The organism is Paenibacillus alba (assembly GCF_013204855.1).
In the GTDB taxonomy this organism is placed as follows: Bacteria; Bacillota; Bacilli; order Paenibacillales; family NBRC-103111; genus Paenibacillus_E; species Paenibacillus_E alba.
The window spans coordinates 426,001-441,620 of record NZ_JABMKZ010000003.1 but is presented as its reverse complement, the minus strand read 5'-3'; the positions used below and the strand labels follow the sequence as shown (position 1 = coordinate 441,620).

Below are 15,620 nucleotides of genomic sequence, written 5' to 3'. Positions count from 1 at the left end.
CTCCATTTATTTGCGTATGAGTTGGTCGCCTTGCTTTCTATATGATAACTTGGAAGGGTGACTAAGCGCAACTAGAAAATTTCCTGCAATCTCCAGAAAGAGCGTTTACTTCGTCTTCGCTGAAAGTGCTTTCTTCACACCATTGCCAATAATAATCAACGCGACGAAAATTCCAAGCAATAAAAGAAGTCTCCCTTTATACTTGTGAAAATGAAATAAATCATGCGCAATCATCGACTCCAAAAAAACAATTGGCAGCTTCCCTAGCAAGGTGCCTAATAGAAAATGTCTAAACTTCATTCTTGTCAGCCCAGCAGCAAAATTAATCGCCGAGGAAGGCAAGACTGGGATTAACCGGCCTAGAAACACAAAAAGAAAGCCTCGTCTTTCCATGCGCAAACTAAATTGCTGAACTAATGGGAACCGTTCCAACTTCTTCTCCACCCAAGCATGTCCATAATAACGGGCGAAGTAAAACGACGCGATTGCTCCTAGGCAGGACATCACGTAATTCACAAGGAATCCTACCTTGATTCCAAAAATAGCAACATTCGTCCCTGCAACCAGAACAAACGGAATGAACGGAAAAAACGTTTGAAAAAAGACTAAAGCCATTCCAATAATTTTACCAGGCATACCAAGATCTCTTAAATGATCAGATAACTGTCGCATATTACTGTGAGTAAGCTTGATGCCTATAGGGTTATAGAAGAAAAAATAAATCAAGCCACTGAGCAAAATCAAAAGAACTAAAATAGGTAGTATGCGCTTTCTATTTAACACCGACAAAATTCGACCATCCTCCCTTAGACCAAACCATTGTAACATGTTACCGGTGGTTCAGGAAGAGAAAAATAGGGATATTATTTCCTTTCCATTGACAGTTTCTCCATTCTGACATTTTTTTATGACATAAATAAAAGCACCTGTCCGAGGAAAGTTGTTTCCAACTCCATGAGACAAGTGCTTTTGATTAGGCTATCCGATTTGGATCTGGTTACGTCCATTGTTTTTGGCTTGATAGAGCGCCATATCGGCGCGGTAGAACAACGATTCAACACTGATCTTATCTTCTTCCCAGTTCCAATCGGAAACGCCGCAGGAAACGGTTACTTGCGGATTCGTTTCTTCCATAACGCGAACACGGATGCGCTCTGCGATTCGAATGGTTTGGTCCTTGGCCACTTGCGGAAGATAAACAGCCAACTCCTCACCGCCCCAACGTGCTGCGATATCGCTGTCTCTGATACTCGTTTTGATTATCTGGCTAACTTGAATCAAGATTTTGTCGCCTACCTGATGGCCATGCGTATCGTTGATGCGCTTGAAATTGTCAATGTCTACCACAATAAGGGAGCCGCAGAAATCTTTCTTCTGCAATAAGTTAGCCTGTTCGTCCAAATAGTGCCGAACATAGAGACCGGTCAAATTGTCCGTAATGACCATACGTCTCACTTCAGCATGCAGCGAAGCATTCGTCATGGCAAGACCAATATGTCCGCAGAGAACCTGCAGCAATTTGTAATTATCATAGGAAAAGAAGTTAGGCTGGCTGTGTACGACTAGTATAACACCCTCTACTTGTCCGTTCGCAAGGATCGGCGAGCCGATAAGTGAGCGGGAATTCGTCAACTGCATCAGTTTGGAATTCATTTTGGTGTTCAGCATGTAATCAGAAATAATAACCGGCTCTTTGGTGTTGTAAATAAGGCCCGAGAAGCCTTGATTCAAACTGATCGCCTCATGGAACATCGATGGCAAATTGGTCGCTTGCACAATCAACCTTTCGCTGTCCTTATCCGTTTGCAGAATGCAGCTGTAATCCGCGCCGAAAATACTCAAGATCTCGCTCGACGCCGAATTGAAGATCTCATTAAGCCGCAGGCTTTGATTCAACTGCTTCGTAATTTCATTAATCAGCCGAAGCTCATTAATCATCAAATTCGATTGCTCGTACAGCTTGGCATTCTCGAACGCCGAACCCGCTGTATCCGCTAGCAGCGAAATGAATTGCAAGTCCGAAGCATGAATCAATTCATGCTCAGACTTCATGTAGAGCACACCGTAGACGCCCTGCTTGCCCGACAGCGGAGCCGCGACATTGCCTGTGCTTGCGCCTTGGGCATCGGAAGTCGGCTCAAAAATGACTTGCCCTTCCATAAAAGCACGCGTACGAATATCGTCCTCAGCACTTTGAAAATTTAATGGCTTCACGTACAAATTATTTGAATCATTATCTTGCGATAGTAAAAGATCTACTTGAATATTAGGATAAAACCGATATATACATTCAATCACTTCTGTCAGAACAGAATCGACGTCAATTTTGGCATGCAGCTTCTTGGAAGCTTCAAATAAAATGTCATGCTTTTTAAATTCAAGCTCTCTTTGCTGGTGCTGCATAAATAAATGATCATATTTCCGGCGGTCTTCGACACTTTGCACAGAGCTTTGGAAAGAAATCGCAAGCGCATACAACAGCTCGACAATTTCGTCAGATTGTATTCCCGACTGGGAAAATAGTCCTAGATAGGCAACGAGCTTGCCTTCCGCACCCCACACCGGAACCGCGGCCGAAAGAACACTTTTGAAGCTTGCCATGTTCATTTCATTGCTTGTCATTATCTGTAAAGTAGGGTATTCCGCGCAACGCGACAGTGAATTATCGCCCCGCTCTGCGCAGCTCCAGGAAACACCGGCCGCCAAAACATGATCCATAAAAGAGACGTTCAGCGAGCAGGAATTGATCACGCTTAAGTCTGTATGAACCCATAGCAGTGCGGTTTGTTGCGGCAGCATCGCTTGTCCAAACTGATGAATCCAATACGCCGAAGCATCATAGATTAATTGTTGGGAATTGATTTCCCCATAGGAAAAGTTGCTAGAAAGAACAAGTCCTTGCCGAAGAAACTCTTCGAAGTGCTCTGCGCGACTATGTTGTTTCATACTACGAAGTGATTCACTCATAGGCTCTCCTTCACTAACAAACTGTAGTCCTATTGACTCAGGCTAAATGTTACCTCATATATCATACTATTTTTCTTTCCTGATTGCACGATTTTTTCAAAGAGCCGCAAAGGATTGAGACTTGACACATGCTCTTGTTTTTAATAAAATTAGAAGTCGAGTAACAACATGATTTCGGTGAATGCCATTTGTGATCACCCTCACTGCTTTTGCTCCTGCCAAGACAGCGGCTGAACTACTCTTGTCAGGGAATCACATTATGATTCGTAAGCAAAACCAGGCACTTGTCTTCACCCTAACATTTAGCTGCTATCTACTAAACTATTTGTTAAAAAGAAGGAGTTTTTCCTAAATGTCACGTTATACAGGACCTAAATTCAAACTAAGCCGCCGCGTTGGTATTTCCTTGAGCGGTAACGGAAAAGACATGAAACGCCCATTCCCTCCAGGTCAACACGGCCCAGGACAACGTAAAAAAATGAGCGGTTACGGCGTTCAATTAAATGAAAAACAAAAACTTCGTCACATGTACGGCTTGAACGAGAAGCAATTCCGCAACTTGTTCGACAAAGCTTCCAAACTTAAAGGTATTTCCGGTGAGAACTTCATGATCTTGCTTGAAAGCCGTTTGGACAACTTGGTTTACCGTCTTGGTCTTTCCAACTCCCGTGCAGGCGCACGTCAATTAGTTGCTCACGGTCACGTAACTGTGAACGGCAAAAAAGTAGACATCGCTTCTTACATCGTATCTACGGGTGACGTAATCGCTCTTCGCGAAAGAAGCAAAGGTCTTTCCGCAGTGAAAGAAGCTCTTGCTAACCGTAACTACCTGCCAACATACCTTGAGTTCAACGACGCAAGCGTAGAAGGCAAGTACATCCGTTTGCCAGAACGTTCCGAGCTTCCACAAGAAATTGACGAGAAACAAATCGTCGAGTTCTACAGCCGTTAATAAAGCTGAGGGCTGTCCTCAAGTAGATTTATCTACTTGGAGACAGTCCTCTTTTTTCATTCCCCTCAGCCTTACCCAGTTTCACAATGGCATAAGAGTCTTTAGGAGCTTCTATTTGCGATAAAAGTGGGTTTCCACGCAAAATAAGAGTCCCAAAGGACTCCTAACTATTGTAAATAGCAAGAAATAGCAGCTTCTCAAAGGAATAAGAGCCTTTGAGAGCTGCTATTTGCGTTACAAGGTGATATTCGCATGGAATAAGAGTCCTAAAGACTCCTTCTATCCTACCTAAGCGAACTGTACTAGGTAGTAGTTCTTTTTGCCGCGGCGAACGACAAGGTAAGCTTCTCCCAGTTTGCCAAGATCATTGGCCACCGCTTCAAGGGAAGTCACCTTGACACCGTTAACCGTCACAGCGCCGCTTTCAATATCCTGGCGTGCTTGACGCTTGGACGGCGCAGCTCCAACGGCGATTAGCAGATCTATCAGCGCGATGTCGTCTTGCTCCAGCGTTGTGGAAGGAACATCCTTAAAGGCCTCTTCAATCTCTTGGCGGGAAAGATCTTGAATGTTGCCGCTGAATAAAGCTGCCGTGATGTTCAAAGCACTTTCCAACGCTTCTCCCCCATGTACCAGCTCGGTTACCTCACGGGCAAGCTGCTTCTGCGCTTCTCTTTTCTCAGGCTGCGATTTCACTTCTTCTTCCAACCGTTCGATCTCTTCATGCGAGAGGAAAGTGAAGTATTTCAGGAAACGAATCACATCGCTATCCGCAGTGCCTAACCAGAACTGATAGAACTGGTACGGCGACGTTTTGCTGGCATCCAGCCAGATCGCGCCACCTTCGGTTTTCCCGAACTTTTGACCATCGCTCTTCGTCACAAGCGGCAAGGTTACTCCGTAAGCACGCTGATCCGTTGTTTTACCAATAAGCTCGAGTCCGGCTGTGATGTTGCCCCATTGATCGCTTCCGCCAATCTGCAAGGAGCAATTTTTCGTTTCATTCAATTTCAAAAAGTCGTAAGATTGCAAAATCATGTAGCTAAATTCCGTGAATGAAATGCCTTTCGTAATGCGTGAATCCACAGAATCCTTGGCCAGCATGTAATTAACCGTGAAGTTTTTGCCCACATCCCGTAAAAATTCAATGACATTCAGCGAACCCAGCCAATCATAGTTGTTGACAAGCTCAGCGCTGTTCTCGATCTCCGTTGAGAAATTGAGAAAACGGGAAAGCTGTTCCTTGATGCTTTGTGACCATGCGACTACGGTTTCCGGTCCATTCAGCGTTCTTTCATTGGCTTTGCCGCTAGGATCACCGATAAGACCTGTACCGCCGCCAACGAGTGCAAGCGGAATATGTCCAGCTTGCTGAAAGCGTCTCAATGTTAAAATCGGCAATAAACTCCCAATATGCAAACTGTCCGCTGTGGGGTCAAATCCGCAATAAAGCACTACCCGCTCTTCGCTTAGCTTTTTGTCCAAGCCCTCACGGTCCGTTATTTGGTGAAGCAGTCCACGAAACTCCAAATCCTTCAAAATTGTCATGTTCAATCGTCTCCTTTTTCATAGAAAATACAAAAAAGCCTTCTTATCCACAAGGGACGAGAAGACTTGACTCGCGGTACCACCCTAATTAAAACAGCAGTTACGTACAACTATAAATAAGTTCTACGGCTCACTATTTTCACTCAAGAACCTGTAACGGGGTTTAGTCGGCAAATACTACTAGTGCAGTTCCAATTGGCTGCAGGTTCCCATTCACTGCTCAAGACCGTAATTCACTAACCTGCAGGTACCGGTTCGCACCCTCCACCGGCTCTCTGAAAGCATCCACAAGCTACCTACTGCTGATCCATCCATGCATTTGTTTCAATTTATAACATAGGACCGCTGTTATTGTCAAACGATGCTGTCGTCGTTTCTTGCATCACCATTACCGCAATAGGTGCAATTATGGTATACTATTAGCGTTCATGTAAGGAGGATATTGGAACTTATGCGCAATTTTTTCGCGAAATGGAATCGACCTTGGGTGAGAACAACATTCAAAGTCACTTGGATTACTCTCAAATGGACCCTCATCAGCGCTTTTTTGGCAGGAATATTGGGTGGGTCCGCCGCATTCGGATATGTAAGTGCCTTGGTTAAAAAAGATCCTGTACGCTCCGAAGAATCCATTCGTCAGCAGATACAGGAAAACGCCGTAACAGGCTTCGCTTATTTCAACGACGATACTCCTATTGGCCAATTGCGTACAGAGGAAGATCGGCGCCTTGCGCAGCTCAATGATATTCCCCAAGTCGTGCTCGATGCGGTATTGTCCATTGAAGACAAAGATTTCAAATCCCATCACGGGATCGATTTCCGCGGTCTTTACCGGGCTGTAACACAGAAACTGCTGAACGAAGAAGTTCAAACCGGCGGCAGCACGATTACACAGCAGCTTGCCAGACGGGTATTTCTTACGCTAGACCGAGATGATGGCCGGAAAGCAAGAGAATTACTGCTGGCCTTGCGGATGGAACGTCTGATGTCCAAGGATGAAATTCTCCTCGCCTATTTGAACAAAATTCCTTATGGTAACGGGGCTACGGGCTACAACCTCTACGGTATCAAGGCCGCTGCCAAGGGACTGTTCAACATCGACGACTTAGACAAATTGAATGTCGCGCAAGCCGCTTATTTGGCTGGATTGCCGCAATCGCCATCGCAGTACTCCGCCTTTACGAGCAAGCCTGAATTCGATGAAGATGGTTACAAAAAAGCCGTTACACGTGAACAATTAGTATTAAAACGGATGCTCGAAGAAAAGAAAATTACGAATGAACAGTATCAAGAGGCCCTGAAGTTTGATCTCAAAACATCAATGGCCCCTGCCGCTCAAAAAGCCTATACGACTTATCCGTATCTGATGATCGAAACCGAGCAGGAAGCCGCCGAAATTTTGTTGAAAATCCAGAAGCCTGAACTTGATCCTAAGAAGAATCAAGCCGCTTATAATGAAGCATTAAAAGGCATACATACGCAGCTCTTGCGCGGCGGTTATCAAATCTATACAACCATCGACAAGACCATTTATGATTCGATGCACGAAATTGCTGCGAACGAGAAAAACTTCGCGCCTACCGACGAGAAAAAAGGCGGTATCGAGCAAGTTGGCGCCATTATGATCGACTCCAAATCAGGGGCTATCAAAGGGATGATTGAGGGGCGCAATTTCTTTGATGAACAGCTCAATCATGCCACACAGGCATTCAGACAGCCAGGTTCCACTATGAAGCCGATCGCTGCCTATATCCCTGCTTTAGAAAAAGGTGCCATTCAACCGGCCAGTATCGTTGATGATATTCCGATTATTCTCAAGGATGGCGTCAAAGGCTTCCATCTACCGGAAAACTGGGACCACAAGTTCCATGGTCTCATGACCGCTAGAAAAGCGTTAAACCAATCCTATAATATCCCAGCTATCGATATCTTCCTGAATAAAGTCGGGATCAATGACGCTTGGGATTTCGCCAAGAAGCTGGGCATCACTTCGATTCAAAAGGAAGATTATTACGCTCAGACCGGCGTTATCGGCGGACTTAGCCGCGGTACGTCTGTCAGAGAATTAACTGGCGCGTATGCATCCATTCCAAATAAAGGCGCCTATAATGAAACCTTTATGATTCGTGAAATCAAAGATTCCAATGGGAAAATCATTTATAGCCATGATCAGAAGCCTACACAAGTCTACTCACCACAAAGCGCTTATCTGATTACGGATATGATGAAAACGGTCATTAGCCAAGGTACGGCGACTGACCTCATGAAAAATTATAAATCTTATGGCAAAATCGAGATTTCCGGCAAAACAGGTTCAACACAAGACGATGCCGATGCTTGGTTCATGGGATTCACCCCAGACATCACAGTAGGTGTGTGGATTGGTTACGATCAACCGATTAATAAATTGTCATCGTCGACGAAATCAACGCAAGCGCATCAAACGTATCACGCCAAAGATGTATGGGCGCTGATTATGAACAGGACGATTGAGCAGAAGCCAGAGCTCTTCCCAACCAAAACATTTGCCAAACCGGACGGCATTGTCTCAGCAACGGTATCCAGCTTATCAGGGAAACTGCCAAGCGAGTTAACATCCGGTTCAGACCATCAAGTTACCGACATTTTCAACAAGAAGTTCGTCCCAACGGAAGTTGACAATGTGATGGTCAAAATGAAGATCAGCTCCTATAATGGTCTAAATTACATGGCGCAAGACACAACGCCAGCAGATTTCGTCCAAGAGAAAACCGTCATCAAACGGCAGAAATCAATCAGTCAACTGTTGAAAGAAGTTCAAGATGCGATGAACAAGCTTCCAGAGAAAAGCAGAAAATCGATTGACAACTACAAGCCTACAGACTACGACGACGATGCGCCATCAGAGCTCGACCCACGGGTTGACGACGGCAAAGAGCCACCGGCTCCAACGAATGTCGTCACGACGAAGTCCGGAGATACTGCGACCATTACATTTGCAGCTAACACTAACCCTGACTTGGTCGGTTATCGCCTTTACCGATCAGATAACCGTGGCAAATTCCAGCTCATGGGCGGCAAAGTGGTCATGGCCGGAGAAGAAACGAAATTCGTAGACCATGTCTCCGCTTCAAGCTTGGTTGGATATTATGTGACAGCAGTCGACGTTGCTGGCAAAGAATCGCCAGCCAGCCGTTCTTCCTTTACCGATGGAAGCTCCATAGATTCCTTATTCGTGCCTCCTCTGGACGGAAACGAAATTCCAGGCTCAACCCCTCCTCCTACGGGTACGCCTAATGGTGGAACAGGTGAGAATAACGGAGGCACTGGCACTGGCACTGGCACTGGTACTGGCAACGGCAATACCACGAGTCCGAGTCCGTCAGCCAAAGATCTGCCTGCTGCACCATCAGGCCTTAAAGCTAAAGAAGACGGAGCAGGTATTGCACTAACCTGGAAAGCGAATGCTGCCAAAGACAAAGTGAAGAAATACAATGTTTATTTCAGCGACAAAGAAAAAGGAACCTTTTCGAAGCTCGGTTCTGTGGATAATGCGACCGAATTCCATTACTACGCAGCGGCCTACAACGGTTATTACAAAGTAACAGCTGTGAATGATGCTGGAGAGTCCAAACCGTCTGCTGCTATTGCATTTAATAATTAAAAAAGAAAGAAGATCCGCTCACCCGGATCTTCTTTTTTTTCATGCAAGAAAAGAGGACTCTTGCTGTGCTTTTCATACCGCACGCGGATACAACAGACTTGCAGCAGTATAGCAGATCATGCAGCTCCTCATCTTTTCCAATCGTACACAGACTTCCTCCGATTAGAGTTGATCTGTATCTTCAGCTGGAGATCAGCCGTCGGTTATCAAACATAAAAGCGTTGTATGGGGCGGAATTTTATTACTCATACGTTTCGGAAGAAGTTATTTATTCTTCTCTATTGGAATTTGTACAATGAATCCAGCCAGTAAAGGTCTGATTGCCTGCTTGTACTGGAAATAATCCAATGAAAATACTCTTAAAACCTCCAACTCCCTGCTTTTTAGGTTAAACATTGTAGTTTCTCCAATGAAACCGTCCTTAAAGATCTTCAAAGTAACTTACATTGGAATTAATCCAATGAAAAAACCAGCTTTTCACTCCATTCCTTCTCTTTCCAAGGAGGATGCCCCTGCTTTCCATTCATTTGCGCACATTTAAAACGAGGTAACTCCGCAGTCCTCTCCTGAAAGTTCATACTTTCTATAAGAATAAAACCTGGGAAAACCATCCTGACGGTCCCTAGCTTGGCTAGGCGCGCTATTCAAAAAAAAAAGCTTCCCTCACACCAACAATCCCGGCGCAAAGAAAGCTTTCATCCTCTATTTAGTCTTCAATCGTTGATAAGTCGCCTGTTGGCAAATTGAGCTCCCAAGCTTTCAGCACACGGCGCATAATTTTACCGCTGCGTGTTTTGGGCAGCTTGTCTTTAAATTCAATTTCACGAGGCGCTGCATGAGCTGACAGCCCTTCTTTAACGAATTTAGAAATATCGGCCTTTAGTTCATCCGATGGCGTAAAGCCTTCACGCAGAGCGATAAAAGCTTTAATAATCTCTCCCCGCATCGGGTCAGGTTTACCGATTACACCTGCCTCTGCAACAGCAGGATGCTCAACAAGCTTGCTTTCCACTTCAAAAGGACCTACCCGCTCGCCAGCCGTGTTGATAACATCATCCACTCGGCCTTGGAACCAGAAATAACCCTCTTCATCCTGATAAGCCGAATCACCGGAAACATACCAGCCTGTCAAACGGAAGTATTCCTCGTATTTGGCAGGATTGTTCCAAATTTTACGCATCATGGATGGCCATGGTGTTTTGATCGCAAGGTTCCCCATGCGGTTAGGAGGCAAGACATTGCCTGCATCATCAATAATCGCGGCTTCCACACCTGGAATCGGACGGCCCATAGATCCTGGCTTAATCGTCATCGACGGGTAGTTGCAAATCAACTGTCCGCCTGTCTCCGTCATCCACCATGTATCATGAATACGCTGGTTGTACACTTTGAGTCCCCAACGAACAACTTCCGGGTTTAACGGCTCACCTACACTGAGCACATGACGCAGTGAGGATAGATCGTAACCAGAAACGACATCATCACCGGCACCCATCAACATACGGAAAGCAGTCGGAGCACTATACCAAACGGTAACTTTATACTTCTGCAGCGTGCTGTACCAATCTTGCGGGCTAAAACGTCCGCCACGAATCACATTCGTCGCGCCGTTCAACCATGGAGCAAAGATACCGTAAGAGGTTCCTGTTACCCAACCTGGATCGGCTGTGCACCAGTAAATATCATCCTCTTGAAGATCCAATACAACTTGGCCTGTATAATAATGTTGAATCATTGCGTTCTGTACGTGAAAGACACCCTTAGGCTTACCTGTTGATCCGGAGGTGTAGTGGATAATCAATCCATCTTCCCGATCCAACCACTCGATGTCTAATTCCGTTGATGCTTTTGCCATTTCCTTGTAGAAATCCACTTGACCTTCAGCAAGCTGAACATCTTCGCCTACAACAATGACATGTTTCAGATGAGGAAGTTCATCATAAGGTACACGGGAAAGCAAGCTTGGCGTAGTAATAATAGCTACAGCTTCACTATCTTCCAAGCGGTCTCTCACCGCTGTTTCCATAAAAGCTTCGAACAAAGGACCCACAACGGCTCCAACTTTAAGCGTACCAAGCAAGGCATAATAAAGTTCAGGAGTACGCGGCATGAAAATAAAAACACGCTCGCCTTTCCCAATACCAAGACCACGCAGCACATTGCCGAATTGGTTAGACTTCTCTTTCATCTGACCAAAGGTAATCGCTTCTTCTCTAACATTATCGCTGTAATAAAGCGCGATTTTGTCCTTTTTGGATGATTCAGCATGGCGGTCAATCGCTTCATAGGCCATGTTCACTTTCCCTGTTTCATACCACGAAAAACTTTTCTCGATGTCTTTCCAGTCAAATGCTGCATGTGTTTGTTCGTAATTTTTCATGTTTGGGTTAGGGGATACCGCTTCAATGAGTTCAACTTTCATTTGATCCATGTACGTAAAACCCTCCTCATCTTATAAACCGCTTTCATTTTACTGATGTATTTGAGCAAAATGTGATCGATTTTTGACATATTCTATTATATCATACTGGGAATTATTCGCATACGTAAAAATTCGGCTTTTAATCCCATGCAAAATTTGGTATAAGAATACTATGACCTAAGGGAAAAGGATACTTCCATCATGCTGTTTTTCAAAAGGAGAGCTAAAGTTATGCAGCATATCAAAATCTATCACTCACACAGCTTGCAAGCCGCTCCTGATCAACCAGAGATTATCATTGAAGGCCCCGTTTCAGCTGAACATTTGCAGGGTCTAACCATGCATAACAAATTGGACGCATTTCGCAGACCCAAAGAGCAGCTGGAAGCCTTAATTGAGATCGCACAATTACCGGAAGGACGTATAATAATTGCAAGGGATGCTTCTACAATCGTAGGCTACGTCACCTTCCATTATCCCGATGAAATTGAGCGCTGGTCACAAGGTCATATGCAGGATCTAATTGAATTAGGGGCTATTGAAGTCGCTGACGACTATCGTGCGGTTGGCTTGGGTAAAAAGATGATTCGCCTTGCCTTTGCGGGAGATCAAATGGAGAATGTCATCTGTTTCACCACCGAGTACTACTGGCACTGGGATTTGGAAACAAGCAAGCTAACGGTATGGGAATATCGTCAAATGATGGAGAAATTAATGAAGAGCGTCGACATGATCTGGTTCGCAACAGACGATCCAGAGATTTGCTCGCATCCGGCTAACTGCCTGATGGTGCGAATTGGCAAGCAGGTGCCGATTTCTTCGGCAGAGCAGTTCGATCGCATTCGTTTTCAACAGCGATTTATGTATTAGTTTCTGAACGATCAAGAGATTTCTAGGGCTTCAAGCAAGATTGTTAGCCAATTCGGGGGAACTTGGGATATGAACAAGGGTGCAGCTGGTCCAGTCTTTATTTATGATGAGGAAGAAATTCACTATAAATTTAATGAGAACCATCCGTTCAATCAAGACCGTCTGACGATGACGGTTGATTTGCTGCGCAAGTCAGGCGCCCTGCCTGACAGCGCACTTCGGAAGCCACGCTCGGCCACGGATAACGAGCTTTTAAGGGTCCACTCCCAAGCTTATATGGAAGCTGTGAAAGCACTTAGCTGCTCCGTGCCGGAGGACCGTTGGGTCCGAGAAGCCACCCGCTTCGGGCTGGATACCGACGATACGCCTTACTTTGCTGGGATGCATGACATCACAGCCAAGGTTGTAGGCGGTTCCATTACCGCAGTCGATCTGGTGATGTCAGGCAAAGCCCCGCACGCCCTCCACCTGGGCGGCGGCTTGCACCATGCGCTGCAAAGCAAGGGTGCCGGCTTCTGCGTCTACAACGACGCCTCTGCGGCGATTGCGCATGCCAAAGAGACGTACGGCGCGAAGGTGCTGTACGTCGATACGGACGTGCATCATGGGGATGGTGTGCAGTGGGGCTTCTACACCGATCCCCAGGTATGCACGCTGTCCATTCATGAGACGGGGAAATTTCTGTTCCCCGGCACTGGGGCTGTGAACGAACGCGGCGAAGGCGAAGCGTTCGGTACAAGTATTAACGTTCCGGTGGAGCCCTACACCGAGGATGACTCCTGGCTGGAATGCTTCAGCGAGGTCCTCACCGAGACGATTGCCCGCTTCCAGCCGGACATCATTATCTCGCAGCATGGATGCGACGCCCATGCGTTGGACCCGCTCGCGCATGTGCATTGCTCCATGCGCGTGTACAAGGCTATGCCCGAGCTGATCCACCAACTTGCGCACCAATGGTGCGCAGGGCGCTGGGTGGCGCTCGGGGGCGGCGGGTACGACATCTGGCGCGTCGTACCGCGGGCCTGGAGCCTGCTCTGGCTCGTGATGAGCGAGCAGGCAGTCTTGGACCAGTTAGAGGCTCAGCCTCAGCTGGCGCTCCCGCAGGCGTGGCTGGACGCCTGGCAGAGCAAGAGCCCAGTCCAGCTAGCCGATACATGGCTGGACCCTGTCGAGACTTGGGCGCCGATTCCGAGGCGCCAAGCGATTGCCGAGAAGAATCGACATACCAAAGAACTGTCCATGCTCTACTTGAAATAAAATCAAAAAGCTCAGTAAACAGCCGTTCGGCGATTACTGAGCTTTTTGATTTGTAATTTTTATTTATCATATTTTATTTATTATTTATCATTTTTTATTCGTAATTTTTTATTCGTAATCTTGATCTGTAATTTTATAAGCTTTTTACAATTTCCTCAACCATTTTATACGAATTCTCCGAAGCCAAAACCGTGAACTCCGCAAAGTTCACATGTGCAGAGCCATCAGCCTTGTCGGACATCGAGCGCAGCACTACGTAAGGAACGGCATTCATTGAGCACACTTGAGCCACGGAAGCTCCTTCCATTTCAACACAAACACCGCCAAGCTCTTGATGAAGGCTTGCCACGGCCTCTCGACTGGCAATGAACTGATCGCCGGAAAGCACTCTCCCCTTTTTGACCTTGCCCGCAAACAGCTTCTCACCTGAAGCAACGGCTAGCTCAACCAGCTTAGCATCGGCTTCAAATACAGATTTGGCTTCATAGGGAATAATTCCGCGAGGAAATCCAAGCGCCGTCACATCCATATCATGCTGCATGCATTCGCTGGAAATAACAAGATCCCCTATATTCAGTTCAGGGTCCAACGCTCCCGCAACACCTGTAAAAATAATGGCTTCTACCTGAAAGCTATCAATCAGAATCTGCGTCGTCACAGCCGCATTTACTTTCCCTACCCCTGTTTTGCAAACGACAGCCTGCTTGCCTAAATAAGTGCCTTCTCGAAATGTAATCCCCGCTTTAACCGTTTCACGCACATCGCTCATCTGTGAAACCAATCGTTCAATTTCCTCATTCATTGCGCCGATAAGGGCGAGCTTCGTCCAAGTCATTTCATTTTCCTCTTTTCCTGGTGGTTACATGAGAAAACCTCTACCGCAGCCAGCCCAGAAGGGCCGACCTCGATTAGAGGTTTTTAGATTAAGATTGTTGAGAAACCGAATTACGGTAAATAATTTCATGCGGTAGAATAACCTGCATGTTATCCGTTGACTCTTTGTTCATCAGCTTTGTGAGCAATCGCATCGAGACTGCACCGATATCATACATAGGCTGAGCAACGGTTGTTAACGTCGGTCTAACCATCGACGCCATCCGGATATTATCCACACTGATGACTGCGATATCTTCCGGCACTCTTAATCCGTTATCCTGAATCGTATGAATAGCGCCAATTGCCATTTCGTCAGTCGCCGAGAAGATCGCTGTTGGTCTAGGTGAAAGCTCCAAGAAGTAATTCACAGCATCCACGCTGGACTCATAACGATAGTTGCCAATACGTACGTACTCATCACGAAGTTCAATTCCAGCTTCGTCTAATGCTCTTTTGTAGCCTTGATAACGGGCAAAGCCATTCGCAGGATCCTGAAGCGTACCGGAAATCATGGCAATATCACGATGTCCCACTGCGATCAATACATTCACAGCATCGAAAGCGGCTTTCTCATGATCGATATCTACGGAAGCCATCACTTGATTCTCATCCTTCGTTCCGCAAAGCACGACAGGAACGGATGATGTGCGGAATGCTTGCGCATGATCCTCGGTTACAACGCCGCCCATGAAAAGCAGTCCATCAACTTGCTTCTCAAGCAACGTATTAATAACACGAATTTCTTTTTCTTTCTTCTTATCGGCGTTACACAAAATGATATTGTAATGATACATATTCGCAATATCTTCAATCCCACGCGCTACTTCAGCAAAGATCGAATTGGAGATATCGGGAATAACAACGCCAACCGTTGTCGTCTTCTTGCTGGCCAATCCTCTTGCTACCGCATTAGGGCGGTATCCAAGACGTTCAATCGCTTCAAAAACCTTCTTGCGTGTCTGCGGCTTCACGTTCGGATTGTTGTTCACAACCCGTGAAACGGTTGCCATGGAAACTCCTGCTTCTCTTGCTACATCATAAATGGTTACGGTCACGGTTACTCTCTCCATTTTCAAAAGTATTCT

Annotated in this window: 10 protein-coding genes and 1 other annotated feature; of the genes, 4 read left to right on the top strand and 6 right to left on the bottom strand. The window is 46.0% G+C overall.

Going from position 1 to position 15,620, the window contains the following annotated elements; translation table 11 throughout:
* Positions 1-105 precede the first annotated feature (105 nt).
* Positions 106-636 (bottom strand): TVP38/TMEM64 family protein, encoded by a 531-nt coding sequence (locus HQN90_RS05545; protein ID WP_246362086.1) that lies wholly within the window; start codon positions 634-636, stop codon positions 106-108.
* Between the two features lie 342 nt (positions 637-978).
* A complete protein-coding gene (locus HQN90_RS05540; RefSeq protein ID WP_246362084.1) occupies positions 979-2,967 on the bottom strand; it encodes a sensor domain-containing diguanylate cyclase in 1,989 nt (662 codons plus the stop codon).
* Positions 2,968-3,319: 352 nt separating this feature from the next.
* Here HQN90_RS05540 and rpsD point away from each other — a divergent pair, with 352 nt between their 5' ends.
* Positions 3,320-3,919, top strand: coding sequence for a 30S ribosomal protein S4 (rpsD, locus tag HQN90_RS05535; protein ID WP_079416295.1), 600 nt, complete (start codon positions 3,320-3,322; stop codon positions 3,917-3,919).
* Positions 3,920-4,207: 288 nt separating this feature from the next.
* On the opposite strand, the gene tyrS is transcribed toward rpsD, so the two are convergent.
* Positions 4,208-5,467, bottom strand: a complete 1,260-nt coding sequence (gene tyrS, locus HQN90_RS05530; protein WP_173216824.1) for a tyrosine--tRNA ligase — start codon at positions 5,465-5,467, stop codon at positions 4,208-4,210.
* Positions 5,468-5,516: 49 nt separating this feature from the next.
* Positions 5,517-5,790, bottom strand: a binding site (T-box leader).
* A 128-nt stretch (positions 5,791-5,918) separates the two neighbouring features.
* On the opposite strand from tyrS, the gene HQN90_RS05525 reads away from it, so the two are divergent.
* Entirely contained in the window at positions 5,919-9,110 is a 3,192-nt protein-coding gene (locus HQN90_RS05525; protein ID WP_173216823.1) for a transglycosylase domain-containing protein, read from the top strand.
* A gap of 706 nt (positions 9,111-9,816) precedes the next feature.
* Here the strand turns inward: HQN90_RS05525 and acsA are convergent.
* On the bottom strand, positions 9,817-11,541 hold the full coding sequence (gene acsA, locus HQN90_RS05520) for an acetate--CoA ligase (protein ID WP_173216822.1): 1,725 nt from the start codon (positions 11,539-11,541) through the stop codon (positions 9,817-9,819).
* Between the two features lie 222 nt (positions 11,542-11,763).
* Between acsA and HQN90_RS05515 the strand changes: the two genes are divergently transcribed.
* Positions 11,764-12,402: a GNAT family N-acetyltransferase gene (locus HQN90_RS05515; RefSeq protein WP_173216821.1), complete on the top strand. Its 639-nt coding sequence runs from the start codon at positions 11,764-11,766 to the stop codon at positions 12,400-12,402.
* A 69-nt stretch (positions 12,403-12,471) separates the two neighbouring features.
* Entirely contained in the window at positions 12,472-13,659 is a 1,188-nt protein-coding gene (locus HQN90_RS05510; protein ID WP_173216820.1) for an acetoin utilization protein AcuC, read from the top strand.
* Between the two features lie 133 nt (positions 13,660-13,792).
* Here HQN90_RS05510 and HQN90_RS05505 read toward each other — a convergent pair whose 3' ends face one another.
* Together HQN90_RS05505 and ccpA are read right to left on the bottom strand one after the other, a co-directional pair.
* Positions 13,793-14,494, bottom strand: coding sequence for a 5'-methylthioadenosine/adenosylhomocysteine nucleosidase (locus HQN90_RS05505; protein WP_173216819.1), 702 nt, complete (start codon positions 14,492-14,494; stop codon positions 13,793-13,795).
* A gap of 88 nt (positions 14,495-14,582) precedes the next feature.
* Positions 14,583-15,590: a catabolite control protein A gene (gene ccpA / locus HQN90_RS05500; RefSeq protein WP_173216818.1), complete on the bottom strand. Its 1,008-nt coding sequence runs from the start codon at positions 15,588-15,590 to the stop codon at positions 14,583-14,585.
* Between the last annotated feature and the right edge of the window lie 30 nt (positions 15,591-15,620).